We start from the raw sequence: 16783 nt of genomic DNA, 5'->3' as shown, positions 1-16783 counted from the left end.
ATTTAACAGACGAATATGTCAGCAGATGGCACCGGGACTCATTTTTATGAAGCCCGGCACAAAAATAGCCTCATGAGGCCGGTATGGCACCCAACGCCAGCTTGGCCGCCAGCACCAGCATGATGAGACCTACAACAAGATCAATGGCTTGCTGCACCCGGCCCCGGGCAAGCCAGGGGGAGAGTGCCGCCGCCCCGAACGCCAGTCCGTAGAACCAGACCAGAGAAGCCAGCATGGCCCCCGCCGCGAAGGCAGGTCTGAGCTCCTCGGCAAACTGGCTGCCGAAGGAGCCAAGCAACATCAGGGTATCCAGGTAGACGTGGGGATTGAGCAGGGTCACTCCGAGGGTCATGGCCAGCACGCTCTTGACCCCCATCAACCGGGGCGAGTCCGCCAGGGCCGCCTCCTGGCCGCGCCAGGCACTGCGCAGGGAACGGATACCGAACCAGCCGAGGAAGAGCACGCCGCCCCAGGTCAACAGGGCCAGGCCGATCGGGCTGGCCGCCAGCAGGTTGGCCCCGCCGAACACCCCGATGCCGATCAGCACGAGATCGCACAGGCAGCAGAGGGTCGCCGTCAGCAGGTGGTGGTTGCGGTGAATGCCCCGGCTCAGCACGAAGGCATTCTGGGCCCCGATGGGGATGATCATGGCAAGGCCGAGGGTAAAGCCTTGCAGGGTGGTGGCGAACATGGGGATGCGTTCCTGTGAAAGAGAGAAACGCACTATAAGGGGGCGCGGGCAATCAGAGAAATTCATTCATTTTCTGATGCATTCATAAAACTGATGAAAACCGGACCGAAACCACACAAAGAAGGTTGTCAATTGCAGGATCTGACAATTGTGGGGTCACAGCCCCGCCCCGAGAATCGGCGGCAGGATGGGACGGCGCAGGACAGCGGTGATGGCGACAGAGGGGATGCCGGGCGACGAGCCGGTGCCGCCGGGCCTGTATTCACTGCAGCAGGGAGGGGAAGTTGGTGACCACCACCTGCTCCAGGTTCGGCAGCAGGATGCCGCTGCTCACCCCCTTGGCGATGGCCTGGTAGCGGTTCATCGACCCTGTCTTGCGGGTGACCTGATTGAGGTGGTAGTTCACGGTGCGCTCCGTGATGCCGAGGATGCAGGCGATCTCCCCCGATGTCTTCCCTTCGCTGGCCCAGAACAGGCACTCGGTCTCCCGCTCCGTCAGGGGCTCCTGGGGATCGTCCTCCCTCATGCTCTGGCGCACGATCCGGATCGCCGCCTCGAAGATGTAGTTGGACATCCAGGAGAGGATGGGCGAGGACTCCAGCATCAGATCGCTCGACGCCCGCTCCCGGGTGATGAAAGAGAGTATGCCGTTTTCCCCCGCCGCCCCGTGCAGCGGGAACGAGATGCCGTTGCGCAACCCGAATTCCGCCGCCAGCCCCATCACATCCATGCTCCCTTCTTGCAGGAAGCGCGCCTTCTCGTCCAGCCGGTTCCAGTAGATGGGCAGGGTCTGCCTGCGGGCGAGCTGGATGATGGGATCGCAGGCCAGCATGTTGTTCAGGGTGTAGGCCTGTACCCAGGAGTCGGGGCACTGGTTGAACAGCACCACCTTGGGCCTTTGCATCGACATGGGCAGGATGAGGGCGAAGCGGTAGTAGTCGTAACCCATTCCCAGGGTGAAGCGGCCGATGAGCTCGGACAGCCGGTTGCCATCGGTCACCAGCGTGAAATGTTCCAGGTACTCAAGCAGTTGGTCGCGTGTCATAGGCAAGCCTCCCCTGGCCAAGGCCTTGGATTATAGCGCCTAACCATGAAATGGAGAGACATGAATGCTTGTTTTCAAAGGAAAATTGAAAGAACACCCCAGATGGGAGGTCGAAAACGAGCTCTACCGATTTCGCAACCGCATCTTCTCCGATCGACTCGGTTGGGACGTGGAATCCCGCCGTGGCCTGGAGCGGGACAACTTCGACAAGCCCGACACCCACTGGGTGCTGATTGAAGACAAGCAGGGGCTGTGCGGCTGCATCCGCCTGCTCAGTTGCGCCCAGGATTACATGCTGCCCAGCATCTTCCCCACCGCCCTCGCTGGCGAAGCCCCGCCGCGCGGCAACGACGTGTGGGAGCTGACCCGCCTCGCCATCGACGCCGACCGGGCCCCTCGCCTGGAGAACGGCATCAGCGAACTCACCTGCGTCATCTTCCGCGAGGTGCTGGCCTTCGCCAGGGAGCAGGGGATCCGCGAGCTGGTGGCCGTGGTCAGCCTGCCGGTGGAGCGCATCTTCCGCCGCCTCGGCCTGCCCATCGAGCGCCTCGGCCATCGCCAGGCGGTGGATCTGGGGGCCGTGCGCGGAGTCGGCATCCGCTTCCACCTGGACGAGCGTTTCGACCGCGCCGTCCATCGCCCCCTGCAGGGCCATTACCGGCCGGCGGGGGATGCTCTGCTCGCCGTCATCTGAGCAAAAAAAGTCCCGGGACCGGCCCGGGATTCAAGACGCTCGCTATGGTCCGTTTCCACCCCATGCAAAAACGGACCGGATGAGTATCTTATGAATCTCATGCCAGGACTACTGTCACATCTCACAGGGGCGGCCCCGGAGACGGGCCCCCTCCATGGGGGCGGTCGGGTTGTCCTCTGGCGCTCCCTTGAGTAGCATTCTTGCTGAACTCCCTTTTTTCATAAGGAATGCTGATGAAAACGCTGGACTACAAGCTGCTGCTGGCCCTGGACGCGGTGATCCGGGAGCAAAACTTCGAGCGTGCCGCCCAGCGCCTGCACATCACCCAGTCCGCCATCTCCCAGCGCATCAAGCAGCTGGAGCAGCAGTTTGCGGAGCCGCTCATCATCCGCAGCCAGCCGCTGCAGGCCACGGGGCTCGGCCAGAAGCTGCTGGCCCACTATCGCCAGGTGCGCCAGCTGGAGCTGGAGCTGGCCGGCGAGCTCTCCCCCGACGAGCCCAGGGCCCCCATCCGGGTCAGCATCGCCGTCAATGCCGACAGCCTGGCCACCTGGTTCCTGCCCGCCCTGGCGCCACTGCTGGAGCAATACCCCATCGAGCTGAACCTGCTGGTGGATGACGAGAGCCGCACCCTGGACCGGGTGCGCGAGGGGCAGGCGTTCGGCGCCGTCAGCCTGCAACCCCAGCCGCTGGCGGGCTGCTGCGTCGACGAACTCGGCGAGATGCGCTATCTGCTCACCGCCAGCCCCGCCTTCGTCGCCCGCCACTTCCCGAACGGCCTCACGGCGGCGGCCCTGGCCAAGGCGCCGGCGGTGGCCTTCGATCAGCGCGACGACATGCACATCAGCTACATGGCCCGTCATTTCGCCCTCCCCCCCGGTGGCTACCCCTGCCACACGGTGCGATCCTCCGAGGCCTTCGTCGCCATGGCGGAGCAGGGGCTGGCCTGCTGCCTCATCCCGGAATTACAGATCCGCCAGCAACTGGAAGAGGGGCGCCTGCTCGATCTCAACCCGGATCACCACCTGGTCGAGCAGCTCTACTGGCACCGCTGGGTGCTGGAGCGGGGGCTGCACAAGCAGATATCCCAGCGCCTGATCCAGCAGGGGCGACGGGCACTGCAACCCCGTTGAGGGGGCCATTCACCTTGGCTTTGGGGGGGTAAAAACGTATAGTGCTGGGCGATTAACCATCAGGTCTCCACTCAGGTTCCCCATTTATGTTCCAAGACAATCCGCTGCTGGCCCAGCTCAAGCAACAAATCCGCGAAAACATCCCCAAGAAAGAGGGTGTGATCCGCGCCTCCGATCGGGGCTTCGGCTTCCTGGAGGTCGATGAGAAGACCAGCTATTTCGTGCCGCCTCCCTACATGAAGAAGGTGATGCACGGTGACCGGGTGAGCGCCCTGATCCGCACTGAAAAAGAGAAAGAGGTGGCCGAGCCGGATGCCCTGCTGGAACAGGCCGTCACCCGCTTCGTCGGCCGCGTCAAGATGTTCCGCGACCGCCTCAACGTGGTGCCCGACCACCCCCTCATCAAGGACGCCATCAAGGCCCGCGCCAAGAAGGGTCTGGACGAGAAATCCTTCAAGGAAGGGGACTGGGTGGTTGCCACCCTCAAGCGCCATGCCCTGGTGGACGGCAACTTCTCCGCCGAGATCACCCAGCTCATCGCCACCCAGGAAGATCACAACGTGCCCTGGTGGGTGGTGCTGGCGCGCCACAACCTGGCCCAGATTGAACCGGCGGACCTGCCGGAGTGGAAGGTGATCGAAGAGGAAGAGCTGCCCCGCCGGGATCTGACCCAGGTTCCCTTCTTCACCATCGACGGTGCCAAGACCAAGGACATGGACGATGCCCTGGCCATCACCAAGCTGGAGAACGGCTGGGAGCTGCTGGTGGCCATCGCCGACCCGACCGCCTATGTGGCCGAGGGGAGCGAGCTGGACAAGGAGGCCGCCCAGCGCGCCTTCACCGTCTACATGCCGGGACGCAACGTACCCATGATCCCGCGCACCCTCTCCGACGAGCTCTGCTCCCTGAAAGAGGGCGAGGAGCGCAACACCCTGTGCGCCCGTCTGCTCATCGCCGAGGATGGCCTGCTGCTGGAGGAGACCGAGTTCTTCGCCGCCCGCATCAATTCCCATGCCCGTCTCAGCTATGACGACGTCTCCGACTGGGCCGAGCACGGCAAAGCGCTGGATATCGACGCCGGCGTCCTGGCCCAGCTGCCCCTGATGAAGGCGATGACGGAGGCTCGCATCAAGTGGCGCACCGAGCACGCCCTGGTGTTCCCGGACAGACCCGACTACGACTTCGAGCTGGGTGAAGACGGCGAAGTGCTGGCCATCCACGTGGAGCCGCGCCGCATCGCCAACCGCATGGTGGAAGAGTCGATGATCGCCGCCAACATCTGCGCCGGCCGCGTGCTGGGCAAAGAGGTCGGCTACGGCATCTTCAACGTCCACACCGGCTTTGACGAGGAGTCCCTGGACGGCGCCATCGAGCTGCTCAAGACCGCCGAGGCCCCGTTCGAGAAGGAAGAGATCGCGAGCCTCTCCGGCTTCTGCGCCCTGCGCCGCTGGATAGACAACCTGGACACCCGCTGGCTGGACGGCAAGATCCGCCGCTTCCAGAGCTATGCCCTGATGTCCGCCGAACCGGGTGCCCACTACGGCCTGGGTCTGGATGCCTACGCCACCTGGACCTCCCCCATCCGCAAATACGGCGACATGGTCAACCATCGCCTGCTGAAAGCCGTCATCGCCGGCAAGACCCCGGGTGAGCGCCCCAGCCTGGAGCTGACCGAGCACCTGACCGCCTGCCGCCGCCTGCACCGCATGGTGGAGCGCGACATCGGCGACTGGCTCTATGTGCGCTACCTCAAGGCCGATGCGGGCACCGACAAGGTGTTCAACGCCGAAATCATCGACGTGATGCGCGCCGGCCTCAAACTGCGCCTGCAGGAGAACGGCGCCGTGGTCTTCATGCCCGCCCGCCATATCCTGGACAACAAGGATCGGCTGGAGTGCAACTGGGACAACGGCCGCGTCTATCTGGACAAGACCGAGGTGGTCTACGAGCTCGGCCAGATCATCGAGGTGAAGCTGACCGAGGCGGTGGAAGAGACCCGCTCCCTCATCGCCAAGCCGGCGGTGGATCTGGTGCCGGGTCCGGCGCCGGTGGCCCCTGCCAGCGAGGCCGATGCCGCGCCTGCCGACGAGGCCCCCAAGGCGCAGTGATCCCCCTGCTTGTCTGCTCTGCAAAAGCCCGCATCCCGCGGGCTTTTTTTATGGCTGCGCTCCGCGGGCAGACGGGATGGGAGACCCGCTCGCAGGCCCCTGCCTGCGTCGCGACCGGCAGGGAGGAGCGAGACGGGAGCGGATCAGGATCCGCCACCCGGGCGTCACAAGAGGCCTTGTCGGAACCGATCCTCTCGGGGGAAAAACTGAAAGTGGGTTACAAAATAAATGATTCATTGATGATTAACGATGAACTGCGGCATATCCATCGTCATTACTTGCGAATACGAGGCGACAAACCATGACTCATTTGAGTGCAAAATTTGATTTTGTGACGACAATCACGTTGACACCGCATTTGCGCAAACCACAAAACGAGACATCAATCACAAAAAATTGACACCCAGAGGCGAGAAGATCGAAATGTAGCCGAAATACAGCGACTGACTGTGATCGTCATCACTATGTCGGGAGGGGGGAGGTCGGGGTATTTGAGATCCAGGTCACAAGACACCCCGTTTTCAGCCTAATTTGATCACAAGCTGGTAGATTGAAGTTGCTTAGACGACTGGGATGGGAGTTCGGCAAAACTCGTCATCCCGACTACCACTTTTAATCACACAGGCTTAAAACGGGGTCCCGACATGTTATCACCGGATACCAAAGTCAAGATACAGAATTTTGGACGCTTCCTGTCCAATATGGTCATGCCCAACATAGGCGCCTTCATCGCCTGGGGCTTCATCACTGCCCTCTTCATCCCCACTGGCTGGCTGCCCAATGAAACCTTGGCCAAGCTGGTCGGTCCCATGATCACCTACCTGCTGCCGCTGCTGATTGGCTATACCGGCGGCAAGCTGATGGGTGGTGAGCGCGGCGGCGTGGTCGGTGCCATCACCACCATGGGCGTCATCGTGGGGACCGACATTCCCATGTTCATGGGCGCCATGATGGTCGGCCCGCTGGGTGGCTGGGCCATCAAGCGCTTCGACAAGGCGATGGAAGGTCGCGTCAAGAGCGGCTTCGAGATGCTGGTGAACAACTTCTCCGCCGGCATCATCGGCATGTTGCTCGCCATTCTCGCCTTCTTCGTCATCGGTCCCTTCGTCAAGGTACTCTCCGGCGTGCTGGCGAGCGGTGTCGGCTTCCTGGTGGACAACCACATGCTGCCCCTCACCTCCATCTTCGTCGAGCCGGCCAAGATCCTGTTCCTGAACAACGCCATCAACCACGGCATCTTCTCGCCGCTCGGGATCCAGCAAGCCACCGAACAGGGCCGCTCCATCTTCTTCCTGATCGAAGCGAACCCGGGCCCGGGCATGGGCGTGCTGCTGGCCTACATGGTGTTCGGCCGTGGCGCCGCCAAGCAGTCCGCTGCCGGTGCGTCCATCATCCACTTCTTCGGCGGCATCCACGAAATCTACTTCCCGTACGTGCTGATGAACCCGCGCCTCATCCTGGCGGTGATCGCAGGCGGCATGACCGGGGTCTTCACCCTGACCCTGTTCAACGCAGGTCTGGTCTCCCCCGCCTCCCCGGGCTCCATCTTCGCCGTGCTGCTGATGACGCCGAAAGCCTCCCTCATCGGGGTGCTGCTCTCCATCATCGCCTCCGCCACCGTCTCCTTCCTGGTCGCTGCCGTGTTCGTCCGTGCCCAGCAGCCGGAAGCCGACGAGGCCGATGCCCTGGGTGAAGCCACCCGCAAGATGAAGGCCATGAAGGGTGCCAAGCCCGAGACCACCGCCGCCAAGAAGCCGGAAACCGAGCTGACCGCAGTGCGCAACATCGTCGTCGCCTGCGATGCGGGCATGGGCTCCAGCGCCATGGGCGCCGGCATGCTGCGCAAGCGAGTGCAGGCCGCCGGTCTCGACATCAGCGTGACCAACCGTGCCATCAACAACCTGGACGATCAGGTGGATCTGGTCATCACCCACAAGGATCTCACCGACCGTGCCCGTCGCCATGCGCCGCATGCACAGCACATTTCGCTGACCAACTTCCTCGACAACGCCCTCTATCAGGAGCTGGTACAGAACCTCAGCCTGGCCAACGCGGCCAACGATGACGTCGCCAACCCGCAACTGCTGGTGGCGGCCAACGACGACAGCTACGAGCCGCAGGAGCCGGAAGTCTTCACCCTGAGCCTGCAGGACGTGCACCTGGGCCTCAAGGCCGAGAGCAAGGAAGCGGCCATCGTGACCGCCGGCAAGCTGCTGGCCGAGCGAGGCTATGTGGCACCGGACTACGTCGACGCCATGCTGGAGCGCGAACAGCTGGTCTCCACCTACCTCGGCGAATCCATCGCCGTGCCCCACGGCACCATCGCCGCCAAGGAGCACGTGAAGCGTACCGGCATCGTCATCTGCCAGTACCCGGCCGGAGTCGCCTTCGGCGAGGGCGCCGATGAGGTAGCGCGCCTGGTCATCGGCATTGCCGCCCGCAACGATGAACACATACAGGTCATAACCCGCCTGACCAATGCACTGGATGAGCCCGGTCTCGTCGACCGTCTGGCCAGCACCCAGGATCCCCAGGAGTTCCTGGATCTGCTGGGGGCCGAGCAGGCCGCGTAATCATCCGTCATCGTCTTTGGTTGTAGAGGTTAATATCATGAAAACATTGCATTTTGGTGCCGGCAACATCGGTCGGGGCTTCATTGGCAAACTGCTGGCTGACGCCAGCCATCAGGTCACCTTCGCCGACGTCAACGAGACCCTGATCGACCAGCTCAACCACCGCCAGGAGTACAAGGTGCACGTGGTGGGCACGGATCAGAAGCTGGACGTGGTGCGCAACGTTGCCGCCGTCAGCTCGGCCGGACACGAGGTGATCGCCCGTATCATCACCGCCGATCTGGTTACCACGGCGGTCGGCCCCAACATCCTGGACAAGATTGCCAGCACCCTGGCCAAGGGGCTGCAGGCCCGCTTCGATGCCGGCAACCTGACTCCCCTCAACGTCATCGCCTGCGAGAACATGGTGCGCGGCACCAGCCACCTCAAGGAGGAGGTACTCAAGTACCTGCCGGTCGCGTATCATGCCACCCTCGAGCAGTGCGTCGGCTTCGTCGACTCGGCGGTGGATCGCATCGTTCCGCCCGCCGCGGCGAACGACGATCCCCTGGAGGTGACGGTGGAGAGCTTCAGCGAGTGGATCGTCGATCGGACCCAGTTCAAGGGGGAGTTGCCCCAGGTGGCGGGCATGGAGCCCACCGACAACCTGATGGCCTTCGTCGAGCGCAAGCTGTTCACCCTCAACACCGGCCACATCGTCACCGCCTATCTCGGCAAGCTCAGGGGATATCGCACCGTGCGCGAGGCGATCGAGGATCCGCTGATCCGCAGCAAGGTGCGCCGCGCCATGGAGGAGAGCGGGGCCGTGCTGGTGAAACGCTACGGCTTCGACCCGCGCCTGCACGCCGCCTACATCGAGAAGATTCTCTCCCGCTTCGCCAACCCCTATCTGGTGGACGAGATTGACCGGGTCGGTCGCCAGCCGCTGCGCAAGCTGGCGGCGGGGGACAGGCTGGTGAAGCCGCTGCTCGGCACCCTGGAGTACGGCCTGCCGAGCGATCACCTGCAGGAGGGCATCGCCGCCGCACTGCATTACCGCAATGAGGACGATCCCCAGGCGGTGGAGCTGCAGGCCATGCTGGCGGAACTTGGTCCGGCACGGACCCTGGCCCGCGTCACCGGCCTGGATGAGCACAGCGATGTGGTACGCACCATCGTCGCCCGTTACAACAACTTGAAGTGACCTGATGGGGTGGCGTCACACCGCCCGTGACGGACCCCATACGATACAAACCGGGGGAGGGCCTGCTCTCCCCCTGTCAGCCGGACCCGAAGCACTTATGACCACACACCAGGAAGATGAAGTACTGGAGCGACTGAACGAGCAGGATGGCCCCCGCGGCTTCTTTCTCGAGGTCGTGACCATCCTGGAAGAGGCGGTCGACTCCCTGATGCGGCGAGCCTTTCGTCAGGAGGAGTATGCCGTCAAATACGCCATCGAACCCCTGCTCAACCAGAGCGGCCCCCTCGGCCAGCTGGAGGTGCGCCTCAAGCTCATCTTCGCCCTCGGCCTCATCTCCCTCGAGCGCTATCAGGATCTCGAGGCGTACCTGAAGATCCGCGACTTTCTGGTACGCGACCCCAAGGATTACCGCTTCAGCGACAAGCCGGTCCGCGATCTGCTCGAGCGCCTGAATGCCATCCAGCAGGGCAGCATGATGCCGCAGGATCCCCCGGCCAACGAGGAAGACTGGCCCCTCTACCAGATGCAGCTCAACCGGCTCGATCAGATGGTGCGCTCCGCCCTGGTGCTGGCGGTGACCGATTGCGTCACCGAACTCCACAAAGAGAGCCCCATCTGATCTGAGCGGCTCTCCCCTGCACGCCTGGCGGGTGTCATCTTGCCCCCCTTCCCCGCTACACTAGGTCCAACCCCATCACCTGTACGAGGTTGGCATGATTGCTCTCTCCCTCGCCGGAATAGCCCTCATCTCCCTGCTCGCCCAATGGCTTGCCTGGTCCGTGCGCGTTCCCGCCATTTTGTTCCTGCTGCTGAGCGGCCTCTTGCTCGGCCCGGTGACCGGTCTGCTCGATCCCGATCAGTTGCTGGGGGATCTGCTGTTTCCCCTGGTCTCCCTCTCGGTCGCCATCATCCTGTTTGAAGGGGCGCTGACCCTGCACCTGACCGAACTCAAGGGGATCGGCAAGGTGGTACGCAACCTCTGCTCCACCGGCATGGTGACCAGCTTTGCCGTCATCGGCGCCGCCAGCTACTTCCTGCTTGGGCTGGACTGGCGGGTCGCCATGGTGCTCGGCGCCGTGCTGGTAGTGACCGGCCCCACGGTGATCGCCCCCATGCTCAACGTGATCCGCCCGGTCCGGGAGGTGGACAAGATCCTGCGCTGGGAGGGGATCGTCATCGACCCCATCGGCGCCCTGTTCGCGGTACTGGTGTTCGAGGCGGTGCGCCTCGGCAGCCAGGGAGATCTGGTCGGTCATACCCTGCTGGCCCTGGCCAAGACGGTGGGAGTGGGGTCGCTCATCGGGGTCGGTGCCGGCTGGCTCACCACCCTGCTCATCCGCAAGGACTGGCTGCCGGTCAGCCTGCACAAGTTCGGGGTACTGGCGCTGGTGCTGGTGACCTTCACCCTGTCTGACTGGCTCAGTCACGAATCCGGCCTGCTGGCGGTGACCGTGTTCGGCATCTGGCTCGCCAACCAGGAGGGGCTGGATCTGGAGGAAGTGCTGGCCTTCAAGGAGGATCTCGCCGTCATTCTCATCTCCTCCCTCTTCATCCTGCTGGCAGCCCGCCTCGATCTGGCCCAGCTCTGGCAGCTCGGCCCCATGGTGCTGGCCCTGCTGTGCGTGGTGCAGTTCGTGGCCCGCCCGCTCTGCATCCTGGTCTCGACCCGGGGGTCGGACCTGCCCTGGCGCGCCCGCGCCCTGCTCGCCTGGATAGCCCCCCGGGGCATAGTGGCGGCGGCGGTCAGCGCCTCCTTCGCCATCAGCATGCACGAGGCCGGCATCGAGGATGCCGACAAGCTGGTGCCCCTGGTGTTTGCGGTCATCATCTTCACCGTGGTACTGCAGAGCCTGACGGCCACGCCATTGGCCAGATTGCTCGACATGCGCCAGAGCGCCCCCAATGTCTGGCTGCTCATCGGCGCCAACTCGGTGGCCCGGGCCATCGGCAAGGCGCTGGCGGATCAGGGGATCCCGGTGCAGCTCTCCGATCCTGCCTGGGAGCACTGCAAGCTGGCCCGCATGAGCGGCCTGCCCTGCTACTTCGGCAACCCCCAGTCGGAGCACGCCGAGCGGCACCTGCCCCTCACCAGCATCAGCACCGTGCTGGCGCTCTCTCCCAGCCGCCACAACAACGCCCTCGGGGTGCTGCACTTCGCCCACCTCTACGGGGAGGAGAAGGTCCACTCCCTGCGTTCCAGCGAACAGCACGGCAAGGCCAACCGGGAGAGTGCCACCTTCCGTGCCCGCCAGAACCTGTTCGGTGCCGACATCAACTTCGCCAGGCTGAGCGGCCTGCTGAGCCGGGGCGGGCAGATCAAGGCGACCCGCCTGAGCGACACCTTCGACTGGGACCAGTATCAGGAGGCCAATCCCGGCGCCATTCCTCTGTTCGTGCTGGATGCCAGGGCCAGACCCAGGGTGGTCACCGGCCCTGTCACGCCGCTGCCCGGGGAGCTGCTGATCGCCCTGCAACCACCCCGTGAGGGGGCGACGGCGCCCTGATCCGATGACGGCGCCACCGGGAAGGAGAACTAGACTTGAGGGTGGCGCCATGAGTCATAGGAGGATGTCATGACAGTCAGTGAATTGCGCGCGCTTCACCAGCAGCACAGGTTCAAGGAGGCGGAGATCATGCACGACATCGTCTCCCCCGGCTGGATCGTGGAGTTCAGGGGGCAGGACGGCCACCTCTACGTAATGACGGACACCCTGGGGTGCCCCATGAGCTTCTCGTCCACCGAGGAGGCACGGGACCACATCCACCTAGTGGCCGACTGCCCCGTCCAGGTCGAGCACCTCTACCGCTTCTTCGAACGCTGAGCACCCATCGAAAAAGGCTCCCGAGGGAGCCTTTTCTCATTCCGGCTGCGTGGACTCAGCCTCCTTTCCCTCCAGCCGCCTCACCGGCTTTTGCAGAATAAGGTTCGCCGGATAGGTGACCAGATCGCCGTTGTCATCCCGCACCCGCACGTAGAAGAGGCCGATCTCGGTGATGATGCCGGTAACGGAGTCATCCTTGTCGAGGATGCGGATGCGATCGCCAATCTTGTAGGGGAAGGCGAAGAAGATGGTGATGCTGGCGGTGATGTTGGAGAGGATCGACCACTGGGCCACCATGGCGACCCCCAGTACCGCGAAGAAGGAGGAGGCGAGCACCACCAGCCGGGAGAAGTCGAGCCCCCAGACCCCGGCCAGGATCAGCAGGGTGGCGCAGCCCAGCAGGAAGTGGAATACGTGTTCCACGTAGAGTACCCGGTTCTCGCTCACCTGCCGGCTCTGGCCAAGGGCCATCAGGCTCTTGTGAATGAGGCCGCGCACCAGGGTGTGCCCCAGCAACAACAGCAGGGTCACGCCAAAAGATTCCCATGTCGTCATGTTCACTCCTTACCACCAGCGCCTGTGCTTGAGCCAGACCGCCAGTCCGGTCGCCAGCACCAGCAGGAAGCCACAGAACACCCAGAAGGCAGTCGGACTCTCGGCCCCGGGGATCCCCCCCAGGTTGATGCCGAACAGGCCGGTCAGGAAGCTGGCTGGCAGGAACAGCAGCGCCATCACCGACATCTGGTAGGCGCGGCGGTTGGTCGCCTCCGCCATCAGGTTGTTGATCTCGTCCGCCAGCACGGCGGTGCGCGCCACCCCGGCATCCAGATCGTCGAGCCAGCGCCGCAAGCGGTCGGCGATGTCGAGCAGGCGTCGCCTGTCATCTTCGTCCAGCCAGCTGATCTTCTCGTTGGCCAGGCGCGCCACCAGATCCCGCTGAGGGGAGAGGTAGCGACGGATCATGATGAGCTGCTTGCGGATGCGCGCAAGCCGACCGTTGGCGGGCAGGTCGCGCATCAGCACCATCTCCTCCAGATCCAGGATCTGGTCGTGCAGCTCCTCGACGAACTCCCCGGCCCGGTCGGTCAGGGCGTCGCATATCTCCACCAGCCAGTCGGCGGGTGTGTCGGCACCGCCCCCCAGCGACAGCTGCTCGAACACATCTTTCTCGGAGAGCAGCGGACGACGTCGGCTGCTGATGATGAGATCCGGCGTGATGAAGATCCGCAGGGCAACCATCTCTTCAGGCCTGTGATCCTTGTTGTGGTTGATGCCGCGCAGGATCAGCAGCACCGTCTCCCCCATCCGCACCAGCTTGGGACGATTGCTCTGGCCGAGCAGGGCCTCCCGGGCCGCCTCCCCCAGCAGCGGCGTCTGCAGCAGCCAGCGCGCCGACTCCGGGTTGCCGTAGTCCAGATGCAGCCAGCCGGGCTGGGCACAGGGGATCTCGCTACCTTCGGCCAGCGGGGTCATGCCCCCCTTGCCGTCCAGGGTCAGGCCATAAATCACGTCACCGGGCACCCGATCCATCTCGTCTCCTTCTCGTTTCATGTGCAGGCCCCAGCTTACACCAAAGGCGGGGACGACTCAGCCCCGGGCAGCCGCCCCGCGCCAGCCATGCTAAGATGCGCCACCCGTTCCAGACACAGGAAGCCATGCCATGCCCATCTGGGTTGATGCCGATGCCTGCCCCATCCCGGTCAAGGAGATCCTCTACCGCGCCGCCCACCGCGCCCAGGTGGTGACCACGCTAGTGGCCAACCAGGGGCTCAGAGTCCCCCCCTCCCCCTTCATCAAGACCCAGCAGGTGGAGAAGGGCTTCGATGTGGCAGATCATGTCATCGCCCAGCAGGTCAAGCCAGGCGACCTGGTGATCACCGGCGACATTCCCCTCGCCTCCTGGGTCATCGACGCCGGGGGCGAGGCGCTCAATCCCCGGGGCGAGATCTACACCCGGGAGACCATCCAGGCACGGCTCGGGATGCGCAACTTCATGGAGGAGCTGCGCTCTGCCGGCGTCCAGACCGGTGGCCCTGCGCCCTTCAACGCCGCCGACAAGCAGCGCTTCGCCAATGCGCTGGACAAGTGGCTGGTCAGGGGCAAGCTGAGCTGATCACCCTCTCCCCGGCCCCCTGCCGGGGAGAGCCATTCATTTCCCTTTTCCCTTAATTCTTCCTTAATGCGCCTTGATTAGCCTTGCGACTGTTGACCCAACCACCCGCAAGGAGCAAGCAATGAAACTGACCCCCCTGTTGTTACTGATCCCCCTGTTGAGCGGCGCAGCCCTGGCCGACCCCCAATGCACCCAGGCCGACAAGAGCAAGTGGATGAGCGAAGCCGACGCCCAGCAGCAGATCAAGGCGATGGGATACGACATCAAGAAGTTCAAGGCCACCAAGACCGGCTGCTACGAGATCTACGGCTGGGACAAGGAGAAGCGCAAGGTCGAGATCTACTTCGACCCGACCGACCTGAAAAAGGTGAAAGAAGAGATCGACGAGTAACGCCGCCCCGGGCCGGTCTTCCCCCGGCCCCCACCATGGAGCCTTGCCATGACACCTGCCTCTGAAGTGAAAGTCTGGGATCCCCTCATCCGGGTGTTTCACTGGGCGACCGTCACCCTCTGCCTGCTCAACTTCTTCGTGCTGGAAGAGGGCAGCAAACCCCACAGATATGCTGGCTACGCGGTGGGCCTCCTGCTCATCATCCGCCTGCTGTGGGGGCTGGTCGGCCCCTATTACGCCCGCTTCGGCCAGTGGTGGCCAACCCCTGCCCGGGTCCGCTACTACCTGCGCCAGCTCGCCCAGGGGCGCCACCCCTACTACCTCGGCCACAATCCGGTCGGCTCCCTGATGATCTGGTTGCTGCTGCTGTCCCTGGTCGGGACCGTCGTCACCGGCTGGCTCACCACCTGGGATGCCTTCTGGGGCGAGGAGTGGCTGGAGGAGCTGCACGGCATCATCGCCAACACCCTGATGGCCGCCGTTGGCATCCATGCGACCGTGGTACTCCTGACCGATCGCCTCACCCGCAGCGATTTGGTCCGCGCCATGGTGCTGGGCAAAAAGCGGGTCCCCGCCAACATCAAGGTGGAAGACCCCCGCGCTTGATGGCCGGGCTGCCAACCAGTCCCCTCCTCTGTTCACCCGCTCATCTGCCCAAAAACAGACCCCCTGCCAAGGCAGGGGGTCGTCATGAGCAGCGCGGGGGGAGGACCTAGATCATCACACCGGCGATAACGGCGGAAAGCAGGCTCACCAGGGTGGAGCCATAGACCAGCTTCAGACCGAAGCGGGAGACCATGTTGCCCTTCTCTTCGTTGAGCGCCTTCACCGCACCGGCGATGATGCCGATGGAGCTGAAGTTGGCGAACGACACCATGAAGATGGAGAGGATGCCGACGGTGCGCGGGGAGAGCTCGGCGGCAATCTTGCCCAGATCCATCATGGCCACGAACTCGTTGGTCACCAGCTTGGTCGCCATGATGGAGCCGGCCTGCAGCGCTTCACTGCCCGGGATGCCCAGGATCCAGGCAACGGGATAGAAGATGTAGCCCATGACGTGCTGGAAGTTGACGCCGAACGCCGCCTCGAACAGGTAGTTGATGAGGGCGATCAGGGCGATGAAGCCCACCAGCATGGCACCGACGATCACCGCCACGGTGAAACCGGCCATGATGTATTCCCCCAGCATCTCGAAGAAGTTCTCCTTCTTCGGCGTGTGGTGCTCGTCACCCTCGGCCAGCGCCTTGGCATCGGTCACGGTGTTGTCGGGCTCGTAGGGGTTGATGAGGGAGAGCACCACGAAGGTGCTGAACATGTTGAGCACCAGCGCGGCCACCACGTAGCGCGGCTCGATCAGCTGCATGTAGGCACCGACGATGGACATGGAGACGGTGGACATGGCCGTCGCCGCCAGGGTGTACATCTGCTTCTCGTTCAAGTGCGGCAGTATGTTCTTGAGGGCGATGAAGTTCTCGGACTGACCGACGATCATGGAGCTGATGGCGTTGAAGGACTCCAGCTTGCCCATGCCGTTGATCTTGGCCAGCACGGTGCCGATGCCACGAATGACGATGGGCAGCAGACGGATGTACTGCAAAATGCCGATCAACACGGAGATGAAGACGATGGGCATCAGCACCATCAGGAAGAAGGAGAAGGCCCCTTCGTTGACCAGACCGCCGAACACGAAGTCGGTCCCCTGCTTGGCAAACTCCATCAGCTTGGTGAAGCCGGCGGCAAAGCCACCCACCACCGCCAGACCCACTTCGGAGTTGAGCATGAACCAGGCGAGCGCCAGCTCGACCACCAGCAGCTGGCCGATGTAACGCAGCTTGATCTGTTTCCAGTTGCGGCGGTTTGCCAGCAACGCCAATGCCAGGACCATCACGAGTCCGAGCACGAAATGAACGTATTCCATACCAGTAGCACCCATTGAATTGTTATTTTTGACCGGCGCCATCATAAAGAACTGCATATTTAAAAATCAGAGAATCATCACAATCCGCGGTAAAAATATGCATGCGAAATAA

16 protein-coding genes are annotated in these 16783 nt (G+C 63.4%); 11 read left to right on the top strand and 5 right to left on the bottom strand.

Annotation, left to right across the window (positions count from 1 at the left end; genetic code table 11):
- Positions 1-70: 70 nt before the first annotated feature.
- Together lysE and AB5Y80_RS07160 are read right to left on the bottom strand one after the other, a co-directional pair.
- Positions 71-691 carry an L-lysine exporter gene (gene lysE / locus AB5Y80_RS07165; RefSeq protein ID WP_103243798.1) on the bottom strand — a complete coding sequence of 207 codons (621 nt, stop codon included), beginning with the start codon at positions 689-691 and terminating at the stop codon, positions 71-73.
- Positions 692-953: 262 nt separating this feature from the next.
- Positions 954-1736, bottom strand: a complete 783-nt coding sequence (locus AB5Y80_RS07160; RefSeq protein WP_010672766.1) for a LuxR family transcriptional regulator — start codon at positions 1734-1736, stop codon at positions 954-956.
- A gap of 64 nt (positions 1737-1800) precedes the next feature.
- On the opposite strand from AB5Y80_RS07160, the gene AB5Y80_RS07155 reads away from it, so the two are divergent.
- The 8 genes from AB5Y80_RS07155 (at position 1801) to AB5Y80_RS07120 (ending at position 12249) form a co-directional block, all read left to right on the top strand.
- Complete coding sequence (locus AB5Y80_RS07155; protein WP_368172729.1) at positions 1801-2430, top strand: acyl-homoserine-lactone synthase; 630 nt, start codon at positions 1801-1803, stop codon at positions 2428-2430.
- Positions 2431-2663: 233 nt separating this feature from the next.
- Positions 2664-3563: a LysR family transcriptional regulator ArgP gene (locus AB5Y80_RS07150; protein WP_010672764.1), complete on the top strand. Its 900-nt coding sequence runs from the start codon at positions 2664-2666 to the stop codon at positions 3561-3563.
- An 86-nt stretch (positions 3564-3649) separates the two neighbouring features.
- Entirely contained in the window at positions 3650-5671 is a 2022-nt protein-coding gene (locus AB5Y80_RS07145; RefSeq protein ID WP_010672763.1) for an exoribonuclease II, read from the top strand.
- 644 nt (positions 5672-6315) lie between these two features.
- Positions 6316-8244 (top strand): PTS mannitol transporter subunit IICBA, encoded by a 1929-nt coding sequence (locus tag AB5Y80_RS07140; protein ID WP_368172728.1) that lies wholly within the window; start codon positions 6316-6318, stop codon positions 8242-8244.
- A gap of 37 nt (positions 8245-8281) precedes the next feature.
- The gene (locus tag AB5Y80_RS07135) at positions 8282-9427 is read left to right on the top strand and encodes a mannitol-1-phosphate 5-dehydrogenase (protein WP_052815685.1); all 1146 of its coding nucleotides are present in this window, start codon (positions 8282-8284) and stop codon (positions 9425-9427) included.
- A 97-nt stretch (positions 9428-9524) separates the two neighbouring features.
- A complete protein-coding gene (locus tag AB5Y80_RS07130) occupies positions 9525-10046 on the top strand; it encodes an MltR family transcriptional regulator (protein ID WP_010672759.1) in 522 nt (173 codons plus the stop codon).
- A 94-nt stretch (positions 10047-10140) separates the two neighbouring features.
- Positions 10141-11931: a sodium:proton antiporter gene (locus AB5Y80_RS07125; RefSeq protein ID WP_045523088.1), complete on the top strand. Its 1791-nt coding sequence runs from the start codon at positions 10141-10143 to the stop codon at positions 11929-11931.
- A 69-nt stretch (positions 11932-12000) separates the two neighbouring features.
- The gene (locus AB5Y80_RS07120; protein WP_010672757.1) at positions 12001-12249 is read left to right on the top strand and encodes a hypothetical protein; all 249 of its coding nucleotides are present in this window, start codon (positions 12001-12003) and stop codon (positions 12247-12249) included.
- A 36-nt stretch (positions 12250-12285) separates the two neighbouring features.
- On the opposite strand, the gene AB5Y80_RS07115 is transcribed toward AB5Y80_RS07120, so the two are convergent.
- Together AB5Y80_RS07115 and zntB are read right to left on the bottom strand one after the other, a co-directional pair.
- Entirely contained in the window at positions 12286-12804 is a 519-nt protein-coding gene (locus AB5Y80_RS07115; RefSeq protein ID WP_039039767.1) for a mechanosensitive ion channel domain-containing protein, read from the bottom strand.
- A gap of 9 nt (positions 12805-12813) precedes the next feature.
- Positions 12814-13779, bottom strand: a complete 966-nt coding sequence (gene zntB / locus AB5Y80_RS07110; protein WP_174213885.1) for a zinc transporter ZntB — start codon at positions 13777-13779, stop codon at positions 12814-12816.
- A gap of 130 nt (positions 13780-13909) precedes the next feature.
- Here zntB and AB5Y80_RS07105 point away from each other — a divergent pair, with 130 nt between their 5' ends.
- From AB5Y80_RS07105 to AB5Y80_RS07095, 3 genes are all read left to right on the top strand, one after another.
- Positions 13910-14362, top strand: coding sequence for a YaiI/YqxD family protein (locus AB5Y80_RS07105; protein ID WP_039039769.1), 453 nt, complete (start codon positions 13910-13912; stop codon positions 14360-14362).
- A 121-nt stretch (positions 14363-14483) separates the two neighbouring features.
- A complete protein-coding gene (locus AB5Y80_RS07100) occupies positions 14484-14753 on the top strand; it encodes a PepSY domain-containing protein (RefSeq protein ID WP_010672753.1) in 270 nt (89 codons plus the stop codon).
- Between the two features lie 48 nt (positions 14754-14801).
- Positions 14802-15359 carry a cytochrome b/b6 domain-containing protein gene (locus tag AB5Y80_RS07095; RefSeq protein ID WP_323891364.1) on the top strand — a complete coding sequence of 186 codons (558 nt, stop codon included), beginning with the start codon at positions 14802-14804 and terminating at the stop codon, positions 15357-15359.
- Between the two features lie 106 nt (positions 15360-15465).
- Here the strand turns inward: AB5Y80_RS07095 and AB5Y80_RS07090 are convergent, their stop codons facing one another.
- Positions 15466-16671 carry a NupC/NupG family nucleoside CNT transporter gene (locus AB5Y80_RS07090; protein ID WP_010672751.1) on the bottom strand — a complete coding sequence of 402 codons (1206 nt, stop codon included), beginning with the start codon at positions 16669-16671 and terminating at the stop codon, positions 15466-15468.
- Between the last annotated feature and the right edge of the window lie 112 nt (positions 16672-16783).

The organism is Aeromonas sp. R2-1, assembly GCF_040908425.1.
Classification (GTDB): domain Bacteria; phylum Pseudomonadota; class Gammaproteobacteria; order Enterobacterales; family Aeromonadaceae; genus Aeromonas; species Aeromonas caviae.
Note: the sequence above shows the minus strand (reverse complement) of the source record. Positions and strands in the feature narration are given on the sequence as shown.

Excerpts from the sequence above, each read along its gene's own strand:
- lysE (WP_103243798.1), bottom strand. The coding sequence starts at position 691 with ATGTTCGCCACCACCCTGCAAGGCTTTACCCTCGGCCTTGCCATGATC.
- AB5Y80_RS07160 (WP_010672766.1), bottom strand. The coding sequence starts at position 1,736 with ATGACACGCGACCAACTGCTTGAGTACCTGGAACATTTCACGCTGGTG.
- AB5Y80_RS07155 (WP_368172729.1), top strand. The coding sequence starts at position 1,801 with ATGCTTGTTTTCAAAGGAAAATTGAAAGAACACCCCAGATGGGAGGTC.
- AB5Y80_RS07150 (WP_010672764.1), top strand. The coding sequence starts at position 2,664 with ATGAAAACGCTGGACTACAAGCTGCTGCTGGCCCTGGACGCGGTGATC.
- AB5Y80_RS07145 (WP_010672763.1), top strand. The coding sequence starts at position 3,650 with ATGTTCCAAGACAATCCGCTGCTGGCCCAGCTCAAGCAACAAATCCGC.
- AB5Y80_RS07140 (WP_368172728.1), top strand. The coding sequence starts at position 6,316 with ATGTTATCACCGGATACCAAAGTCAAGATACAGAATTTTGGACGCTTC.
- AB5Y80_RS07135 (WP_052815685.1), top strand. The coding sequence starts at position 8,282 with ATGAAAACATTGCATTTTGGTGCCGGCAACATCGGTCGGGGCTTCATT.
- AB5Y80_RS07130 (WP_010672759.1), top strand. The coding sequence starts at position 9,525 with ATGACCACACACCAGGAAGATGAAGTACTGGAGCGACTGAACGAGCAG.
- AB5Y80_RS07125 (WP_045523088.1), top strand. The coding sequence starts at position 10,141 with ATGATTGCTCTCTCCCTCGCCGGAATAGCCCTCATCTCCCTGCTCGCC.
- AB5Y80_RS07120 (WP_010672757.1), top strand. The coding sequence starts at position 12,001 with ATGACAGTCAGTGAATTGCGCGCGCTTCACCAGCAGCACAGGTTCAAG.
- AB5Y80_RS07115 (WP_039039767.1), bottom strand. The coding sequence starts at position 12,804 with ATGACGACATGGGAATCTTTTGGCGTGACCCTGCTGTTGTTGCTGGGG.
- zntB (WP_174213885.1), bottom strand. The coding sequence starts at position 13,779 with ATGGATCGGGTGCCCGGTGACGTGATTTATGGCCTGACCCTGGACGGC.
- AB5Y80_RS07105 (WP_039039769.1), top strand. The coding sequence starts at position 13,910 with ATGCCCATCTGGGTTGATGCCGATGCCTGCCCCATCCCGGTCAAGGAG.
- AB5Y80_RS07100 (WP_010672753.1), top strand. The coding sequence starts at position 14,484 with ATGAAACTGACCCCCCTGTTGTTACTGATCCCCCTGTTGAGCGGCGCA.
- AB5Y80_RS07095 (WP_323891364.1), top strand. The coding sequence starts at position 14,802 with ATGACACCTGCCTCTGAAGTGAAAGTCTGGGATCCCCTCATCCGGGTG.
- AB5Y80_RS07090 (WP_010672751.1), bottom strand. The coding sequence starts at position 16,671 with ATGGAATACGTTCATTTCGTGCTCGGACTCGTGATGGTCCTGGCATTG.